We start from the raw sequence: 17733 nt of genomic DNA, 5'->3' as shown, positions 1-17733 counted from the left end.
GGGCTGACCTCCGCGGCGGCCAACGCCGCGTTCTTCCGGCACCCACCCCGCACGCCGCCGACCCGCCCGGGTCTTGTCGTCGCCCCGGCCGACGGGCTCATCTGCGTGGTCGACCACGAGATCCCACCGAGCGAACTCGGCCTTCCCGCAGTCCCGTTGCCGCGGATCAGCATCTTCCTGTCGCTGCTGGACGCCCACGTGCAGCGGGCCCCGATCGGTGGTGAGGTCGTCGCGGTCGCCCACCGCCCCGGGTTGTTCGTCTCCGCCGATCTGGCGGCCGCCAGCGCGGACAACGAGCGCAACAGCATCCTCATCCGGTCCCCGGAAGGTGCCGAGGTCGTGGCGGTGCAGATCGCGGGCCTGCTCGCCCGCCGGATCGTCTGCGACGTCGCGCCCGGCGACAAGATCGCCATCGGCGACACCTACGGCCTGATCCGGTACGGCTCGCGGCTGGACACGTACCTGCCTGCCGGTTCCACCATTCTTGTTGATGTCGGGCAGCGCTCCCTCGCCGGTGAGACCGTGCTCGCCGAGCTGCCATGATCAAGCCCCGCAAGCGCCGCATCAAAGGGCCGGTCATGAGCGCCCGCATCCTGCCCAGCGCGTTGACGGTGGCCGCGATCTGCCTGGGCCTGAGCGCGGTCAAGTTCGCCCTCGACGGCCGACCGACCGAGGCGATGGCGTTCCTGGCCGTGGCCGCCATCCTCGACGCTCTCGACGGGCGCCTCGCCCGCGCGCTGAAGGCGACGTCCCGGATGGGCGAAGAACTCGACTCGCTCGCCGACGCGGTGAACTTCGGTGTGGCACCGGCTTTCATCGTCTACGCCACGCTGCTGTCCACCTCCCGCATCGGCTGGATCGTCGTGCTGCTCTACGCCGTGTGCATCGTGCTGCGGCTGGCCCGCTTCAACGCGATGCTCAGCCTCGACCAACCCGACTACGAGAAGAAGTACTTCGTCGGCATGCCCGCCCCGGCAGGTGCGATCGGGGCGATCGGTCCGTTGGCCGCCAAGCTGCAGTTCGGCGATGGCTGGTGGACGTCGGAGGCCGCCGTGGTGATCTGGATGATCGCCGTCTCGCTGCTGGTGGTGAGCACCCTGCCGATGCGCAAGATCCACACGTTCTCGGTGCCGCCCAACATGGTGGCGCCGCTGCTGGCACTCCTGGCGATCGGTGTGGCCGCCTCGATTCTCTACGGCTACGTCGTGATCCTGGTGCTCATCCTGGCCTACGTCATCCACATCCCGTTCGCGATCCGCACCCGGCGGTTCCTCGCCGCGCACCCGGAGGTGTGGGACGACAAACCACGACAGCAGCGTGCCGCGCGGCGGGCCATCCGGCGCGCGCAGCCACATCGACGGTCGATGATGCGACTCGGCCTGCGCAAGCCGCCGAGAGGCTGACATGTCCGAACTCGAGACGACCGGCAGCACCTCGCCGGGAGCGCACCTCACACTCACCGCCCGGCTGAACACCTCCGCCCTGGACAACCGCCGCGGCGTGGTCCGACTGCATCCGGAAGTCATTGCCGCACTGGGTATCCGGGAGTGGGATGCAGTCTCGTTGACCGGCGCGCGCACCACTGCCGCGGTGGTCGGCGTCGCTCCCGCAGGCACCCCGACCGGCACCGCACTGCTCGACGACGTGACGCTGTCGAACGCCGGCCTGCGGGAGGACACGTCGGTGCTCGTCGCCCCGGTCAGTGTGTGCGGCGCCCGATCGGTCACGTTGAGCGGTTCCAGGCTTGCCACCCAGTCGATCGCCGCGGCCACCCTGCGGCAGGCGCTGCTCGGCAAGGTGATGACCGTCGGGGACACCGTGTCGCTGCTGCCCCGCGATCTCGGGCCGGGCACGTCGACCTCGGAAGCCAGCGCCAAGCTGGCATCGGCGGTCGGTATCACCTGGACCTCCGAACTGCTGACCGTGACCGGGGTGGATCCCTCCGGACCCGCGAGCGTGCAACCCAATTCGCTGGTCAGCTGGGGCTCGCTCGACCTCGCAGGCGGCGTCACCCCGGCGGCTCCGGAGAGCACCGGCCAGCACGTCGTCACCCAGAACTCCAGCGCACCGGCCATCAGCTTCGACGACCTCAAGGGCGCCCACGCCGCGGCCACCCGGTTGACCGAGTGGCTCAAGCTCGCACTCGACGAACCCCAACTGCTCGAGAAGCTCGGAGCCACTGCGAATCTCGGCGTGCTGGTGTCCGGTCCGGCCGGGGTCGGCAAAGCCACGCTGGTGCGGACAGTGTGCAAGGGCAGGCGACTGGTCGAACTCGACGGTCCGGAGGTCGGGTCACTGCACGCCGAGGATCGGCTGAAAAACGTCTCGTCTGCCGTGGCGACCGTGCGCGAGGGCGGCGGCGTGCTGCTGGTCACCGACATCGACGCCCTGCTACCGGTACCTGCGGACCCGGTGGCCACCCTCATCCTCACCGAACTGCGCTCGGCCATCTCGACCAGCGGGGTCGCGTTCGTCGCCACCTCCGCCGTGCCCGACAACCTCGATCCCCGCCTCCGCGCGCCGGATCTGTGCGACCGCGAGATCGGCCTGTCCCTGCCCGACGGCGCGGTACGCGGCCAGTTGCTCGAAGTGTTGCTCCGCGACGTTCCCGCCGGCGAGCTCGATATCGGCGAGATAGCCGAGCGCACACCGGGTTTTGTGGTCGCCGACCTCGCGGCGCTGATCCGCGAGGCCGCCTTGCGAGCGGCGGCGCGGGCCAGCGAGAACGGCGAGGCCCCCGCACTGACCCAGGAGGACCTGACCGGTGCGCTGGGGGTCATCCGGCCGTTGTCGCGCTCGGCCACCGAAGAGGTGTCCGTCGGGTCGGTGACGCTCGAGGACGTCGGCGACATGGCCGACACGAAGCAGGCGCTCACCGAAGCCGTGCTGTGGCCGCTGCAGCACCCCGAGACGTTCCAGCGCCTCGGCGTGCAACCTCCCCGCGGCGTCCTGCTCTACGGGCCGCCCGGCTGCGGCAAGACGTTTGTGGTCCGTGCGCTCGCCAGCTCCGGCCGGCTCAGCGTGCATGCCGTCAAGGGCGCCGAACTGATGGACAAGTGGGTCGGCTCGTCGGAGAAGGCGGTGCGCGAATTGTTCCGCCGGGCACGCGATTCCGCGCCGTCTCTGATCTTCCTCGACGAGATCGACGCGTTGGCGCCCCGGCGCGGGCAGAGCTTCGATTCGGGTGTGACCGACCGCGTGGTGGCGGCAATTCTGACCGAACTCGACGGCATCGAGCCGCTCAACGACGTGGTCGTCGTCGGCGCGACGAACCGCCCGGATCTGATCGACCCGGCCCTGCTGCGGCCCGGTCGGCTGGAGAGGCTGGTGTTCGTGGAGCCTCCCGACGCCGAGGCCCGCGCCCAGATCCTGCGCACGGCAGGCAAATCGGTGCCGTTGACCTCCGAGGGTCCCGAAGCCGTCGACCTCGACAGCCTGGCCGAGGATCTCGACGGCTACAGCGCCGCGGACTGCGTGGCCCTGCTGCGGGAAGCGGCGCTGACCGCGATGCGCAGCTCGATCGACGCTGCCGACGTCAGCGCGGCCGATGTCGCCGCGGCGCGCGAATCGGTGCGTCCCTCGCTGGATCCCGCTCAGGTCGAGTCGCTGCGGAAGTTCGCCGACTCCCGCTGAGCCTCATCGCCGAGATTGCATCCTGCGTAGCGAATTCCGACGTCGGGCCGCGTGGAATACAGTTTCGGCGGCCGCGCTAACCCGGTTCGCCGTACTCGTCGAACCAGTACGCCAGCTTGCCTCGCCGACTGACCGCACGCAGTCGCCGTTCGGCTGATTCCCTCGTCGCGGTGGTGGTCACGATCAGGAGTTCATCGCCGATCTCCAGACGGGTAGCGGGCTGCGGCACGAACGAGTGGCCCGCCCGGATGATGAGCGTGATGACGCTGGGATCCGGCAGCCGCAACTCCAGCACCGTGACGTTGTGCAGCCTCGAGCCCGGCAGCACCGTCATGGTCATCAGTTCAGCGCCGAGCACGTCCAGGGGCGCGGCGTCGACCTGGATCTCGCGGGTGGTATCGCGCGGAATGAGGTCGAGCTTCTCCGCGACCCGCCGCAGGCTCGGACCCTGGATCAGCGTGAACACCACCACGAGCAGGAACACGATGTTCAGCAGCCGGCCGCTGTCGGGCACGCCTTCGACGATCGGGTAGGTCGCCAGCACGATCGGCACGGCCCCGCGCAGCCCGGCCCACGACACGAACGCCTGTTCCCGCCACGGCACCCTGAAACCGATGAGCGCCACCACAACCGAGATCGGCCGGGCGAGCAGCAGCAGCACCAGGCCGGCGACGACGGCAGGCACCACCTCGTCGAGTAGTTCGTTCGGCGATACCAGCAACCCGAGGATCACGAACAGTCCGATCTGCGCCAGCCAACCCGATCCCTCGGCGAACGACCGCGTCGCGGACCGATGCGGCAAGCCGGAATTGGCGAGTACCACTCCGGCGAGGTACGCCGCGAGGAAACCGCTGGCGTGTGCTGAGCCGGCGGCCGCGAACGCGAGCATGCCGAGTCCGAAGGTCGCCAGGGGATAAAGACCCGCGGCGGGCAACGCGATTCGCCGCAGAGCCATCGCACCGAGGAACCCGCAGCCCAGTCCGATGGCTGCGCCGATGACCAGCTCATACAGGACGGTTGCCGCGATCACCCCTGGATTGAGTTCCAGCGGGGTGACGCTGAACAGCAACACCAGGATCAGCGCAGGCGCGTCGTTGAAGCCGGACTCCGCCTCGAGCAACCCGCCCACCCGCCTGGGCAGGGGTACCACTCGCAGCACCGAGAACACCGCCGCGGCATCGGTGCTGGAGACGATGGCACCGAGCAGCAGTGCCAGCTGCCAATCCATCCCGAGTAGCCAGTGCACCGCCGTCGCGGTGACCACCGTGCTCACCCCCACGCCGACCGTAGCGAGCACGCCTGCAGGAGCGAGCACCTTGCGGATGTCACTGAACCGTGTGGTCAGGCCGCCTTCGACCAGAATGACGCCCAGCGCGGCGGTTCCCAGGCCCTGAGCCAGCTGCGCGTTGTCGAAATCCAGGCCGAGCCCGGCCTCACCGACCAGCACCCCGACACCGAGGAACAGCAATAGGCTGGGCAGGCCGGCTCCAGTGGCCAGTCTCGTCGCGGCAATGCTGGCCAACAGCACGAGGCCGCCGGCGAACAGCGCCACGTAGAGCTGGTGCAGGCTCACCGAACCTCATCTGCCGAGCGGGAGTTGTGTCGGTGCAAGTAAAACAGCACGGCCGGTGATGATGGTCGTCGCGGCGAAGGAGAGGGTCATGCGGATCGCGATCGCCGGTGCCGGCGCGGTGGGCCGGTCCGTCGCGCGGGAACTGGTGGACAACGGTCACAAAGTCCTACTCATCGAGAAGGACTTCACCCGCTACACGCCCGCGACGGTGCCGGACGCCGACTGGTTCCTGGCCGATGCGTGTGAGGTGTCCTCCCTGGAGGAGGCCGAGATGCACAACTGTGATGTCGCGATCGCGGCCACCGGCGACGACAAGGCCAATCTCGCCATGGCTTTCCTCTCCAAGACCGAATTCGGAATCGACAGGGTGGTCGCGCGGATCAACGACTCCCGCAACGAATGGCTTTTCACCGAGGCCTGGGGCATCGATGTGGCGGTCTCCACGCCGACCGCGCTGGTCGCCGCGGTGGAGGGCGCGATCGACGTCGGTCATCTGGTTCGCCTGATGGACCTCGGCAAAGGACCCCGACCGGGCATGGGACACGGTCAGGCGAATGTCGCCAAGCTGACCCTGCCCGGTGACAGCGCACTGGTGGGCCAGCGGGTGGGCGACCTGGAGATGCCCGGCGACAGCGCACTGGTCACGCTGCAGAGGGCCAACAGACTGATCATTCCCGGACCCGACGACGTCCTCCGGGCCGGCGACGAGCTGCTGTTCATCTCCGGAGCCGCGGTGGAAGACCGGATAAGGGCGATGGCGCAGGGAACCGCACCGCCTCGGCTCTGAGTCGGCTGCGAGCATCAACATCAGCTCCCCGTAGACTGGGGCGACTCCAGAGTCAGCCCGGCCGGTCAAGCCCGTCGCCTCTGTGGTTCACCTGCCCGACGGCTCATCGCCGAACCATGACGAGACGGAGCCATGCTCGCCATCCTCGCTGCCCACGCAGTCGCCACGTTGTTGGCACCGCTGCTGGTGTACCGCTGGGGACGGGCGGCGTTCTATCCGTTGGCCCTGGTGCCGCTCGGTTCACTGGTCTGGGTGGGGCTGAACTGGCCCGGTCGCGGCTCGGCACAGAGCGTCACCGTGCCGTGGGTTCCCGAGCTCTCGATGGACATCACGCTGCGCTTCGATGCGCTCGCGGCGATCATGAGCCTGCTGGTGCTCGGCGTCGGCGCGCTGGTGCTGTTCTACTGCGCCGGCTACTTCAGGCACCACGACGGCAAGCCCGAGAAGCGGCTGCCCAGTTTCGCCGCCGAAATGGTCGCGTTCTCCGGCGCGATGTTCGGCCTGGTCACCAGCGACAACATGCTGGTGCTCTACGTGTTCTGGGAGATCACCACCGTCCTGTCCTTCCTGCTGGTGGGGCATTACGCCGAGCGTGCGACCAGCCGTCGCGCGGCGACGCAGGCACTGCTGGTGACCACCTTCGGCGGGCTGGCGATGCTGGTCGGCATCATCGTGCTCGGCAACATCACCGGGACCTACCTGCTGTCCGAGCTCATCGCCGACCCACCGACCGGCCTGGCCGCCTCGGTCGCGGTGGTGCTGATCCTGATCGGCGCACTGTCGAAGTCGGCGATCGTGCCGATGCACTTCTGGCTGCCGGGCGCGATGGCGGCCCCGACACCGGTGAGCGCCTATCTGCACGCGGCGGCGATGGTGAAGGCGGGCGTCTACTTGATCGCGCGGATGACGCCGGGGTTCGCCGACTCCCCCGAGTGGCGGCCGACGGTGGTCACACTGGGTCTGCTGACGATGCTCCTGGCGGGCTGGCGAGCAATCCGTGAGTACGACCTGAAGCTGATCCTGGCATTCGGCACCGTCAGCCAACTCGGTCTGATCACGGTCATGGTCGGTTCCGGTGGCAGCGAGATGATGCTGGCCGGTCTGGCAATGCTGTTCGCGCACGCCATGTTCAAAGCGTCGCTGTTCATGGTCGTCGGGGTGATCGACCACGCCACCGGAACGCGCGACATCCGCAGGCTCGCCTGGCTGGGCGACCGCAGCAAGCCGCTGCTGATCATCGCGGCGGGCGCCACCGCCAGCATGGCCGCGCTGCCACCGTTCTTCGGTTTCATCGCCAAGGAAGCCGACCTGGAGACAGTGCTGCACAGCCCGACGCTGGGTGCCGCCGCGCCGTTCGTGCTCGCCGGAATCGTGGTCGGCTCGGTGCTCACCACGGTGTACAGCCTGCGATTCCTGTTCGGCGCATTCGGCCGGAAAGGCTTGCCGCAGCCCAGCGTTCGGGTGGCCGAGATGCACCGCCCGGAAACCGCGTTCATGATCCCGCCGGGGATCCTGGCGTTCGCCGGTCTGCTGTTCGGTCTCTGGCCGAAGGCGCTGGACAACATCCTGGCCGACTACACCACCACGGTGCCCGACCCCGCCGGCTACGACGCCGACTACCACCTCGCGCTGTGGCACGGCTTCAATCTGCCGCTGCTGCTCTCGGCCGTGGTGCTCGGGGCGGGCGTCGCGGTGTACTTGGGTCGGGGCCGGCTCCGCCGCACCCGGGTCGGCTTCCTCCCCCTGTCCAACGCCGACCGCATCTACGACGCGGTCCTGCGAGGCGCCGACATCGCGTCCGTACGGCTGACCGCCGTCACGCAGCGGGGCTCCATCCCCGCGACGCAGTCGGTCATCCTGGCCACCCTGGTGGTGGTGCCGATCACGGTGCTGGTTCTGGGCGCCCGCGACCGACCGGAACTGGAACTCTGGGATTCCCCGGCGCAGATCGTGGTCGGACTGCTGATGCTCGCCGCCGCAGTAGGCGCGACGGTGATGCGCAATCGCCTGGCGGCGGTGCTGCTGGTCGGCGTGACCGGCTACGGCTGCGGTGCGATCTTCGCGTTCCACGGTGCCCCTGATCTGGCCCTGACCCAGTTCCTGGTCGAGACGCTGACCCTGGTCATGTTCGTTCTCGTGCTGCGTATCCTGCCCGCCGAGACAGGTGCCGCCGACATCAAGCGGCGCCGGATTCCGCGCGCCGCGCTGGCGCTTGCGGTAGGGGCGACGGTCACCACCCTGGCCGCGTTCGCCATGGCAGCCCGGTCCACCAGACCGATCGCGGACCTGTTGCCGGAAGCCGCATACGTGCGCGGTCACGGCTTCAACACCGTCAACGTGCTGCTCGTCGACATCCGCGCCTGGGACACCATGGGTGAAGTGGCCGTGTTGCTGGTGGCCGCGACGGGCGTGGCATCACTGGTGTTCCGCAGCCGACGCTTCGGCGCCGCACCACGGGTCGCCGACGCGGGTCAGCCCGACATCGGCCAGCTCGCGATGCCCGCCAAGAACAGCCCGGCCGCCGGGGACATCACATGGCTGCGCGGCAGCGGATTGCGCGACCCGCGGCACCGCTCGCTGGTGCTCGAGGTTGCCACCCGCCTCATCTTCCCGGTGATGATGGTGCTCTCGGCATACTTCTTCTTCGCCGGCCACAACACGCCGGGCGGCGGCTTCGCCGGCGGTCTGATGGCCGGGCTGGCGCTGGTCCTGCGTTATCTCGCGGGTGGCCGCTACGAACTCGGAGAGACGTTGCCGCTGGATGCGGGCAAGATCCTCGGGGCCGGCCTCGCGCTGATCACCGGTACCGCGGTGGGTTCGCTGCTGATGGGGGCGCCTGCCCTGTCGTCGGCGCTGATCGAGGTGGACCTGCCGGTGCTGGGCTCGATCAAGTTCGTCACCGTTCTCATCTTCGACCTCGGGGTGTACCTGATCGTGGTGGGTCTGGTGCTCGACGTGTTGCGCAGCCTCGGGGCGCGCGTCGACGAGGAGATCAGCCAGCAGCAACGGGCGGCGGTGGGGTCCCGATGACCACCTACCTGGTACCCCTCATCATCATCGGCGGCCTCACCACCGCCGGGGTGTACCTGCTGCTCGAACGGAGCCTGACCCGAATGCTGTTGGGGCTGTTGCTGATCAGCAACGCCGTCAATCTCCTGATCCTCTCGGCCGGCGGCCGCTCGGGCAACCCCCCGGTGCGTGGCCGCAGCAGTGTGGGGCAGACGACGACCGCAGATCCGTTGGCGCAAGGCCTCATTCTGACCGCCATCGTGATCACCATGGGCGTCGCGGCGTTCGTGTTGGCGTTGACGTACCGCTCCTACCGACTGAACACGGCCGAGGAAGTCATCAACGACCCCGAGGACGCCCGGGTGTCCCAGATGACCGGCACGGAATCCGACGACGTCACCGAACGTCGGGTTCCGGACAAGGCACGTGACACCGACCTGCCCGACGAACTCGACGCGCTCCCCGGTTTCGAGGGGTCGCGATGAACTCGCTGATGCCGGATGGCGACCTGGCCCTGGTGCTGACCCCTTTGCCGGTTCTCGTCCCATTGCTCGCCGCAGCGATGACGCTGTTCGCCGGCCGCAAACCGCGTCTGCAGCGGGCCATCACCGTGCTCGCGCTGTCGGTGGTGCTCGCCGTGTCGGCCGCGATGGTGTACCTCGCCGACCGCGACGGGACCATCGCGCTGCAGGTGGGCGGATGGGGCGTCACCGAACCCGGCATGGGACCTCTGGGCATCACGTTGGTGGTCGATCGGCTGTCGGCCATGATGCTGTTGGTGTCGTCGATCGTGCTGCTCGCGGTGGTCGTCTACGCGATCGGGCAGGGCATCCGCGACGGTGACGACCGTCAACCGGTGTCGATCTTCCTACCGACCTACCTGGTGCTGTCGGCCGGTGTGTGCATGGCCTTCCTGGCCGGCGATCTGTTCAACCTGTTCGTCGGGTTCGAGGTGTTGCTCTCCGCCAGCTTCGTGTTGCTGACCATCGGTGGCAGCAAGGAGCGGGTACGGGCGGGCATCACCTACGTGATGGTGTCGATGGTCTCGTCGCTGATCTTCCTGACGGGCATCGCCCTTGTGTACGCCGCCACCGGCACGCTGAACCTGGCCGAGCTCTCCGTCCGTCTCGACGACGTCTCGGACGGCACCCGCACCGCGTTGTTCGCGGTGCTACTGGTGGCGTTCGGCATCAAGGCTGCGGTGTTCCCGCTGTCGGCATGGCTGCCGGACTCCTACCCCACCGCGCCGGCGCCCGTCACCGCGGTGTTCGCCGGCCTGCTCACCAAAGTCGGTATCTACGCCATCATCCGCGCACATTCGCTGCTGTTCCCCGGCGGCCAGATGGACAACGTCCTACTGGTCGCGGGACTGCTGACGATGGTGATCGGCATCCTCGGCGCGATCGCGCAGAGCGACATCAAGCGCCTGCTGTCCTTCACCCTGGTCAGCCACATCGGCTACATGATCTTCGGCATTTCGCTGTCCACCGAACTCGGGATGTCGGGGGCGATCTATTACGTCGCGCACCACATCCTGGTGCAGACGACGCTGTTCCTGGTGGTCGGGCTCATCGAGCGCCAGGCCGGCGCGTCGACCTTGGAGCGACTGGGTGGGCTCGCCGCAGCAAGCCCGCTGCTGGCCTTCGTCTTCGTGGTGCCCGCGCTCAACCTCGGCGGGATCCCACCGTTCTCGGGGTTCATCGGGAAGGTGGCGCTCTTGCAGGCAGGCGCCCAGGTCGGCTCGTCGCTGGCATGGACCCTGGTGGCCGGCAGCGTCATCACCAGCCTGCTGACGCTCTACGTGGTGACCCGGGTGTGGACCAAGGCGTTCTGGCGATCGCGCGAAGACGCGCCAGAAGGACATCTGTCGGCGTCGGCACCCACAGCACTGGTGGACAACACCGACGACACCATGGACATCCAACTGGCCGATCGCGACGACGTGGGCCGGATGCCCGTCGGCATGCTGGCGCCCACAGGTGCACTGATTGCGGTCGGGATCACCCTCACCGTGCTGGCCGGTCCGATCTTCGCCTACAGCGAGCGCGCCGGCACCGAAGTCCTCGACCGAGGCCAGTACATCACCGCCGTACTCGGGGAGCCCCGGCGATGAGCCCGCGCGCGAAGAGCAGAGGGCACATGCGGACCTACGCGCTGCGGGTTTGGATGCTGTGTTGGCTCATCCTGGTCTGGGTTCTGCTGTGGGGCAACATGTCCGCGGCGAACATCCTGTCGGGGCTGGCGGTCGCGTTGGTCATCACGCTGTTGCTGCCGTTGCCACCTGTTCCGGTCGAGGGCAGGCTCCACCTGTTCTCGCTGGTGCGGTTGACCGTCACGGTGGCCTACCTGCTGTTGGTGTCGTCGTTCCAGGTGGCCGTGCTCGCCCTCAAGCCGACAGTGCCACTGTCAGCGGTGCTGCGGGCCCACCTGGCGATCAAGTCGGATCTGGTGCTCGCACTCGCGGTCAATATCCTGAACCTCACCCCCGGCAACATCGTCCTCGAGATCGACCAGGAACGCCGGATGATCTATGTCCACGTGCTCGACGTCGGGTCGGATCGTGAGGTGCAGCGCTTCCACCGGCAGGTCGACCATCTGCAGAAGCTTCTGGTTGCGACATTCGAGCGCGACGCCGAATGGCAGCCGTCGGCCGACAAGGAGGCCAGCACATGAGCACTGTATGGGTGATCGCCGGAGCGATGCTGGCAGCCGCGGCCGTCGCCACGATGTTCCGGATGCTGCTCGGTCCTACCACGTTGGACCGACTGGTCGCCCTCGACGCACTCGTCGCGGTGACGATGTGCGCCATCGGCACGTGGGCGGCCTTCAGCCTCGACACCACCGTCACCTACAGCCTTACCGCCCTGGCGTTGATCACCTTCGTCGGTTCGGTCACCGTGGCGAGGTTCCGCGTGCCGGACCTCGCGAAGAAGACCGACAGAGGCTCCGGGCAGTGAACGTGCTCGACATCATCACCAGCGTGCTGATCCTCAGCGGATCGGCATTGGCGCTGACCGCGGCGATCGGCGTCCTGCGGTTCCCCGACACCCTGTCGCGAATGCACGCCGCCACCAAGCCGCAGGTGCTCGGCCTGCTGCTGGTGCTGGCGGGCGCGGCGATCCGGCTGCGCGGAAATCCCGACGTCGGGATGTTGATCCTGACCGGCTTGTTCACGCTGATCACCGCCCCGGTGATCGCCAACCGCGTCGGCCAGCTCGCCTACCGGGAGCAAGACCTCGGCGATGAGCTGTTGAGCAGGGATGAAATGCATGAATTTGTCGCCGACGGGGAACCCGGCGGCGATGAACCCCCTCGCCAGTGACGCGTCTGCCTGCCGCAACGACGTGGTCGGCGCCCACGTGCGCGCGAAGGAATCCGCTTCGGGTCAACCGCTGTTCACCGATCGGTACGTGCAGGCGCTGCTGGACGGACTGGGCACCGCGACGCTGGACGGGCTCCCCGGTCCTGCCCTGTCCGCTCAACTGAGCACCCGCACCAAGTGGTACGACGAGTTCTTCGTTGCCGCGGGAGCGTCCGGTATCAGCCAGGTGGTCATCCTGGCGGCCGGATTGGAGTCCCGGCCGTGGCGGCTGCCCTGGCTGACCGACACCGTCGTCTACGAGATCGACCGACCGGATGTGTTGGCGTACAAGAACGCGACGCTCCGGGCTGCCGGGGCCGTGACCGCGGTCAAATATGTTCCCGTGCCGGTCGACCCCGGTGCCGACTGGTCGGTGCCGCTTCGCGACGCCGGATTCGATCACGACGAGCCCACGGCGTGGTCTGCCGAAGGGGTGCTCGCGTTGTTGTCGGACGATGCCCGCGACCGGCTTCTCGACCAGATCACCCGTCACAGCGCGCGCGGCAGCAGGATTTCCATGGACGCGTCCGGGGCGGCGGTCGAGGCCATCAACTGCCTGCTGTGCACGCGGGGCTGGGAGATCAGTTCCTTCAGCGCGGACAACCTCATGCATCGTTATCACCGCGACTCGCCGACCGACGACGACGCGCTCGTGGCGTTCGGCGGATGCATCGAAGGCCGGCTGCTCTAGCAGAGGTCACGCCGGGCCGCTCACTCAGACAGCTGGAACTCCACCATGGCGATGACGGTGTCGACGGCTTCGGACAGGGCGGCCACCCGCTCAGCGACCGTCGGTGCCGCCAGCATGGCGTACCGGTCGGCCTGACCGATCGGCAGCCGAGAAGCCAAGGCGTACAACCATAGTGCGGCATCGCCGGATTCGTCGGCGCCCAGCACGATGTCGCGGGCGTTCACCTGCGCGCCCCGCGCCTCGGCGATGCGCTCGAAGAGCGTCACCATCCGGTCTTCGATCTCGCGGATCGCATCCGCAGTGACCGCGGCACCCGGTTGGTCCGGCCACAACTCGACCGCCGCCTGCGGATAGGGATTGTCCGGCTGCCATTCCAGCACCCGGAACCGCTCCCCGATGTCGCAGGTGAGCCGGTAGCGGCCGGCACCCATGTCCACGCATTCGGTGATGTGCGCCAGCACGCCGACGTCGCTTCGACTGTCCCCGCCACCGACCTCGCGACCGGCCGCGATGAGCACCACCCCGAAGGTCGGGTCGTCGGCAGCCAGACAGGTCTGCACCAGCGCCGAATACCTCGGCTCGAAGATCCGCAGCGGCAGCCCTTCGCCGGGCAGCATCGCCACCTCGAGCGGGAAGATCGGCAACGTCGGCACGGCTAGATCACCAACTCGGCGATCAACGCATCGACGACGGCTCGCAGGTCCCCGTCATGCTCCTCGGCCACCCTGCGTTGCCGCTGATACGACGCACCCGCGCGGCAGATGTCTCCGACCCGGGCGAGCTCGTCGACACACGAGAGCGACTTCGCCACCGGCGTAAGGCGTTCCAGAAGATCGTCGAGATCCTCGGTGACGAGTCGTTCGTTGCTGTCCGCGTCGAGGATGATGATGGCGTCCAACCCGTATCGGGCCGCCCGCCACTTGTTCTCCTGTACATGCCACGGCGGCATCACCGGCAGCGCCTCCCCGGCGTCCAGCCGGCGGTCCAGGTCGACGATCAGACAGTGCGTCAGCGCGACCAGAGCCGAAAGCTCACGCAGGTTGGACACCCCGTCGAAGATCCTGACCTCCACTGTGCCGAGATGCGGTGAAGGCCTGATGTCCCAACGTATCTCGTTCATGTGGTCGATGATGCCGGTCTTCTTCTGATCCGCGACGAAACCTTCGAACTCGCGCCACTCCTGGAAGTGGAACGGCAGGCCGGCGGTGGGCAACTGCTGGAACATCATGGCGCGGTTGCTGGCGTAGCCGGTGTCCTCGCCGTCCCAGAACGGGGAGGACGCCGACAGCGCCAGCAGGTGCGGATACTGGTTGAGCAGCGAAGTGATGATCGGCATCACCTTGCGCGCGGAGGAAACCCCCACGTGCACATGCACTCCCCAGATCAGCATCTGCCTGCCCCACCATTGGGTGCGCTTGATCAACTCGGCGTAGCGCGGGGCGTCGGTGAACTTCTGCGTCGACCATTCCGCGAACGGGTGTGTGCCCGCACAGAACAACTCCATGCCACGATCGCGCACGATCTGCCGGACGGGCCGCAGGGTCGACTGCAGGTCGTCCATCGCCTGCCCGGTGTTGTCGCAGATTCCGGTGACGATCTCGACGGTGTTGCGCAGCAACTCCTTGTGCACGTGCGGGTTCTCGCCGAGTTCGGCGATCACCGACGCCGCTTCGTTGCTCAGCTCACGGGTCTCGGCGTCGACGAGCGCGAACTCCCATTCGACCCCGAGGGTCGGCCGGGCCGACCCGACAAAATCGATCCGGCTGTCAGCCCGAGGTGATGACACCACAGGCCACCCGCGCTCCGGCGTCGCCGGTCGCCAGGGTGGTCTGATCCGGCGGCGGATCGCCGTTGACCTGCTGGTAACGCTCCGGCGGGATGTTGGCGAAGTTGTCGGCGTTCTCGTGGATCATGATCGAGGTGCCTGCACCGTCGAGCAGATCCTCGTAGGTGAACGCATCGGTGGTGGTCACCAGCATGGCCGAACCGTCTTCGCGCACCTGCAGCGAGGTCAGGTCGCCACTGGCGGGATGTCCGCTGTTGCCCGTCACCTGGAAGTGCCCACCGGCGGAGGCGAAGTCCGCCGGCGCGCCACCGGTCGGTGCGACGGAGTCGGCCTCACACCGGCCGACCGAGTGGATGTGCAGACCGTGGAAACCGGGGGTGAGTTCGCCGGCGACCGTCGTCTGAACCGTGACGGTGGCGTAGCCGTCTGCGAACGCGATCTCGGCGTTGGCGACCGTGGTGCCGTCGGCGAGGTTCAGGTCCGCGGTCAGGATCTGCCCGCCGGACTCTTCCGTCGCCCCGGCACCCTCTTCACCCGGTGAGGCCGACGGCGATGGCGAACCGGTCCAGATCGACGGCGTCGTGCCCGGCGATGTGGCGACGGGTTCGTTGGGACTGCAGGCGGTCAACGCGAGCGCGGGCACTGCGAGGAAGGTGGCGACGGCAACGGTCCTGAGCATGCCCAAGAGCCTAACCGGTGACCGCCACGACCACGCCCGGCGGTTGCTCAATGAGTTCCGGGACACGGGGAGCCACCGGAGCCTCGAGCAATCGACCGACATCCTCGGCGGCCTGCTGCTCGCCAGGCTCGTCGCTGAAGTACACCGTGGTGACGGTCGTCTCGGGCAGCGTCAGATTTCCGGTCTCGGTGACGTTCCAGCCGTCTTCCCTGAGCCGGTCGGCGGTGGCCTCCGCGGCGCCGGGGGTCTCGGAGATGTTGAACACCCGCACGTCGGCCCGCGCCGGTTCGGCGGGCGGTTCCGTCGTCGTGGTCGTCGTGGTGGTCGTCGTGGCGATGGACGAATCAGCGTCGTCGGAGCCGCCGCCCATCGCCTGGAGGGCGACCAGCAGGAACACCACGCCGAGGAACAACAGCACCATCACCATGGCGCGGAGGGGCAAGCCCGAGGACTCTCGCTGATTCATTGGCGCCTACTGTATCGGCAGGTCGAGCGGAGGAGGAAAAGCTCGGCTCACCTCAGGTGACATCAAAACCGAGGCGGCGGGCCGCTCTGGCCTTCTGCCGACTCGCGCGCAACCGTCGCAGTCGCTTCACCAGCATCGGGTCTGCCGCCAACGCTTCGGGACGGTCGACCAGCGCGTTGAGCACCTGGTAGTACCGTGTCGCCGACATCGAGAACAGCTCCTTGATGGCGTCTTCCTTGGACCCTGCGTACTTCCACCACTGCCGTTCGAAGGCCAGGATGTCGTGCTCGCGGCGGGTCAATCCGTCGGCGGGGGCAGAATCGTCCCCGGAATGCTCAGTCCGCGCGATGGCGCCGTCCATATCGCTTTGGGACCCTTCCGACACTCGAAAATGACATCGCTGTGGTTCGGCACGTATTCAATCACGGCTTGGTCACCGCGGGGGTCACCAATCGCCGCGAGTCGGCTCACCAAGCTCGCCCCTTAAGCTCTCGTGCATGGCCGTTGTACCCATCCGCATCGTGGGAGATCCCGTCCTGCACACCGCGACCGAACCGGTGCCCGTCGGCGACGACGGCTCCCTGCCCGCCGATCTGTCGGATCTGATCCAGGATCTGTTCGACACGATGGACGCCGCGAACGGGGTCGGGCTCGCCGCCAACCAGATCGGGGTGGCCAAGCGGGTCTTCGTCTACGACTGCGCCGACGCCCGCGGCAAGACGACCCGCCGGCGCGGCGTGATCGTCAACCCGGTGCTGGAGACCACCGAGGTGCCCGAGACGATGCCCGACCCCGAGGACGACGACGAGGGCTGTCTGTCGGTGCCGGGGGAATCCTTCCCGACGGGGCGTGCGTCATGGGCCCGCGTGACGGGACTGGACGCGGACGGCACGCAGATCACGCTGGAGGGCACGGATCTGTTCGCCCGGATGCTTCAGCACGAGACCGGCCACCTGGACGGCTTCCTGTACCTCGACCGACTGGTCGGGCGCAATGCCCGCAGCGCCAAACGCGCGGTGAAGTCCCAGGGCTGGGGCGTTCCCGGGTTGTCGTGGATGCCGGGCGAGGATCCCGATCCGTTCGGCCACTGAGCGATGACGGACCTGCCGGCTGCCGGCACGCGTGTCAGCCTGCGGTATCGCCTGCCGACGGGATCGACGCCCCCTCACACCGATGTGGTCGGCCATCTGGTGGAGGTCTCCCCGATCGTGCGGGTGCGAACCAGGCACGGCGATGTCGTGGACGTGGTGCCCGAGGATGTGCTGGCGGTCCGGGTGGTGCCCGAGATGCCGGTGCGTACCGGTGAGATCCGCAACCTCGAACACGCCGCCGCGCTCGGATGGCCCGGCACCGAACAGCAGTGGCTCGACGGCTGGCTGATGCGCGCCGGGATGGGCAGCACCCGCCGAGCCAACTCCGCAGTGCCGCTGCGGTTCACCTCGCACGCCGAGCTCGTCGCCGCCGCGGACTGGTACGCCTCGCGGGGGCTGCCGGCCCTGATCTCGGCGGCGGACCGGTTGTTCAGGGTTCCCGACGATGTGCCGGTGGAGGCCGAAACCCTGGTCATGGCAGGTGATCTCAGCCGGGCCGCCGCGGTGCCCGACTTGGCTCTGAGCGCCTGTCCCGACCGGCGCTGGCGGGCGGTCAACTCTCGCGACGTACCTGACGAGGTGTTCACCGCCGTCGTCGACGGCGCGGTGGTCTTCGGAGAACTGGCCGGCGCGGCGGTGGGGCGCGCAGCGGTGACG

General features: G+C 68.1%; 19 protein-coding genes. 13 read left to right on the top strand and 6 right to left on the bottom strand.

What is annotated here, in order from left to right; all coding sequences use genetic code 11:
- From WA965_RS03205 to WA965_RS03195, 3 genes are all read left to right on the top strand, one after another.
- A partial coding sequence (locus WA965_RS03205) for a phosphatidylserine decarboxylase (protein ID WP_526302760.1) occupies positions 1–543 on the top strand: 543 nt, incomplete at its 5' end.
- A complete protein-coding gene (gene pssA / locus WA965_RS03200; RefSeq protein WP_178361319.1) occupies positions 540–1403 on the top strand; it encodes a CDP-diacylglycerol--serine O-phosphatidyltransferase in 864 nt (287 codons plus the stop codon). The genes WA965_RS03205 and pssA, both read left to right, overlap by 4 nt.
- A 1-nt stretch (position 1404) precedes the next feature.
- Positions 1405–3633, top strand: coding sequence for an AAA family ATPase (locus tag WA965_RS03195; RefSeq protein ID WP_526447053.1), 2229 nt, complete (start codon positions 1405–1407; stop codon positions 3631–3633).
- A 76-nt stretch (positions 3634–3709) separates the two neighbouring features.
- Here WA965_RS03195 and WA965_RS03190 read toward each other — a convergent pair whose 3' ends face one another.
- On the bottom strand, positions 3710–5206 hold the full coding sequence (locus tag WA965_RS03190; RefSeq protein ID WP_526302758.1) for a potassium/proton antiporter: 1497 nt from the start codon (positions 5204–5206) through the stop codon (positions 3710–3712).
- Positions 5207–5294: 88 nt separating this feature from the next.
- Here WA965_RS03190 and WA965_RS03185 point away from each other — a divergent pair, with 88 nt between their 5' ends.
- From WA965_RS03185 to WA965_RS03150, 8 genes are all read left to right on the top strand, one after another.
- Positions 5295–5993, top strand: coding sequence for a potassium channel family protein (locus tag WA965_RS03185; protein ID WP_526302757.1), 699 nt, complete (start codon positions 5295–5297; stop codon positions 5991–5993).
- Between the two features lie 132 nt (positions 5994–6125).
- A complete protein-coding gene (locus tag WA965_RS03180) occupies positions 6126–9023 on the top strand; it encodes a Na+/H+ antiporter subunit A (RefSeq protein WP_526302756.1) in 2898 nt (965 codons plus the stop codon).
- Positions 9020–9487, top strand: a complete 468-nt coding sequence (locus tag WA965_RS03175; RefSeq protein ID WP_526302755.1) for a Na(+)/H(+) antiporter subunit C — start codon at positions 9020–9022, stop codon at positions 9485–9487. The genes WA965_RS03180 and WA965_RS03175 overlap by 4 nt, the downstream gene beginning before the upstream one ends.
- Positions 9484–11115 carry a Na+/H+ antiporter subunit D gene (locus WA965_RS03170; protein WP_526302754.1) on the top strand — a complete coding sequence of 544 codons (1632 nt, stop codon included), beginning with the start codon at positions 9484–9486 and terminating at the stop codon, positions 11113–11115. Before WA965_RS03175 ends, WA965_RS03170 begins: the two co-directional genes overlap by 4 nt.
- A 26-nt stretch (positions 11116–11141) precedes the next feature.
- On the top strand, positions 11142–11675 hold the full coding sequence (locus tag WA965_RS03165) for a Na+/H+ antiporter subunit E (RefSeq protein ID WP_526302763.1): 534 nt from the start codon (positions 11142–11144) through the stop codon (positions 11673–11675).
- Positions 11672–11959, top strand: a complete 288-nt coding sequence (locus WA965_RS03160; RefSeq protein WP_526302753.1) for a monovalent cation/H+ antiporter complex subunit F — start codon at positions 11672–11674, stop codon at positions 11957–11959. The genes WA965_RS03165 and WA965_RS03160 overlap by 4 nt, the downstream gene beginning before the upstream one ends.
- Complete coding sequence (mnhG, locus tag WA965_RS03155) at positions 11956–12324, top strand: monovalent cation/H(+) antiporter subunit G (protein WP_526302752.1); 369 nt, start codon at positions 11956–11958, stop codon at positions 12322–12324. Before WA965_RS03160 ends, mnhG begins: the two co-directional genes overlap by 4 nt.
- Positions 12272–13054, top strand: a complete 783-nt coding sequence (locus tag WA965_RS03150) for an SAM-dependent methyltransferase (RefSeq protein ID WP_526447051.1) — start codon at positions 12272–12274, stop codon at positions 13052–13054. The genes mnhG and WA965_RS03150 overlap by 53 nt, the downstream gene beginning before the upstream one ends.
- A gap of 20 nt (positions 13055–13074) precedes the next feature.
- Here WA965_RS03150 and WA965_RS03145 read toward each other — a convergent pair whose 3' ends face one another.
- The 5 genes from WA965_RS03145 to napA are packed head-to-tail and all read right to left on the bottom strand — an operon-like array spanning position 13075 to position 16346.
- Positions 13075–13707 (bottom strand): LON peptidase substrate-binding domain-containing protein, encoded by a 633-nt coding sequence (locus WA965_RS03145; RefSeq protein ID WP_526302750.1) that lies wholly within the window; start codon positions 13705–13707, stop codon positions 13075–13077.
- 2 nt (positions 13708–13709) lie between these two features.
- Positions 13710–14840: a glutamate--cysteine ligase gene (locus tag WA965_RS03140; RefSeq protein ID WP_526302749.1), complete on the bottom strand. Its 1131-nt coding sequence runs from the start codon at positions 14838–14840 to the stop codon at positions 13710–13712.
- Positions 14821–15519 (bottom strand): superoxide dismutase[Cu-Zn], encoded by a 699-nt coding sequence (gene sodC / locus WA965_RS03135; protein ID WP_526302748.1) that lies wholly within the window; start codon positions 15517–15519, stop codon positions 14821–14823. The genes WA965_RS03140 and sodC overlap by 20 nt, the downstream gene beginning before the upstream one ends.
- A 10-nt stretch (positions 15520–15529) precedes the next feature.
- Positions 15530–15985, bottom strand: coding sequence for a LytR C-terminal domain-containing protein (locus WA965_RS03130; RefSeq protein WP_526302747.1), 456 nt, complete (start codon positions 15983–15985; stop codon positions 15530–15532).
- 52 nt (positions 15986–16037) lie between these two features.
- Positions 16038–16346 (bottom strand): nucleoid-associated protein NapA, encoded by a 309-nt coding sequence (gene napA, locus WA965_RS03125; protein WP_526302762.1) that lies wholly within the window; start codon positions 16344–16346, stop codon positions 16038–16040.
- Positions 16347–16482: 136 nt separating this feature from the next.
- Between napA and WA965_RS03120 the strand changes: the two genes are divergently transcribed.
- On the top strand, positions 16483–17076 hold the full coding sequence (locus WA965_RS03120; protein ID WP_526302746.1) for a peptide deformylase: 594 nt from the start codon (positions 16483–16485) through the stop codon (positions 17074–17076).
- Between the two features lie 3 nt (positions 17077–17079).
- Positions 17080–17733: GNAT family N-acetyltransferase, cg3035/Rv0428c family (locus WA965_RS03115; protein ID WP_526447049.1), on the top strand; the 654-nt coding region annotated here is incomplete at its 3' end.

The organism is Mycobacterium sp., from assembly GCF_049683935.1.
Classification (GTDB): Bacteria; Actinomycetota; Actinomycetes; order Mycobacteriales; family Mycobacteriaceae; genus Mycobacterium.
Note: the sequence above shows the minus strand (reverse complement) of the source record. Positions and strands in the feature narration are given on the sequence as shown.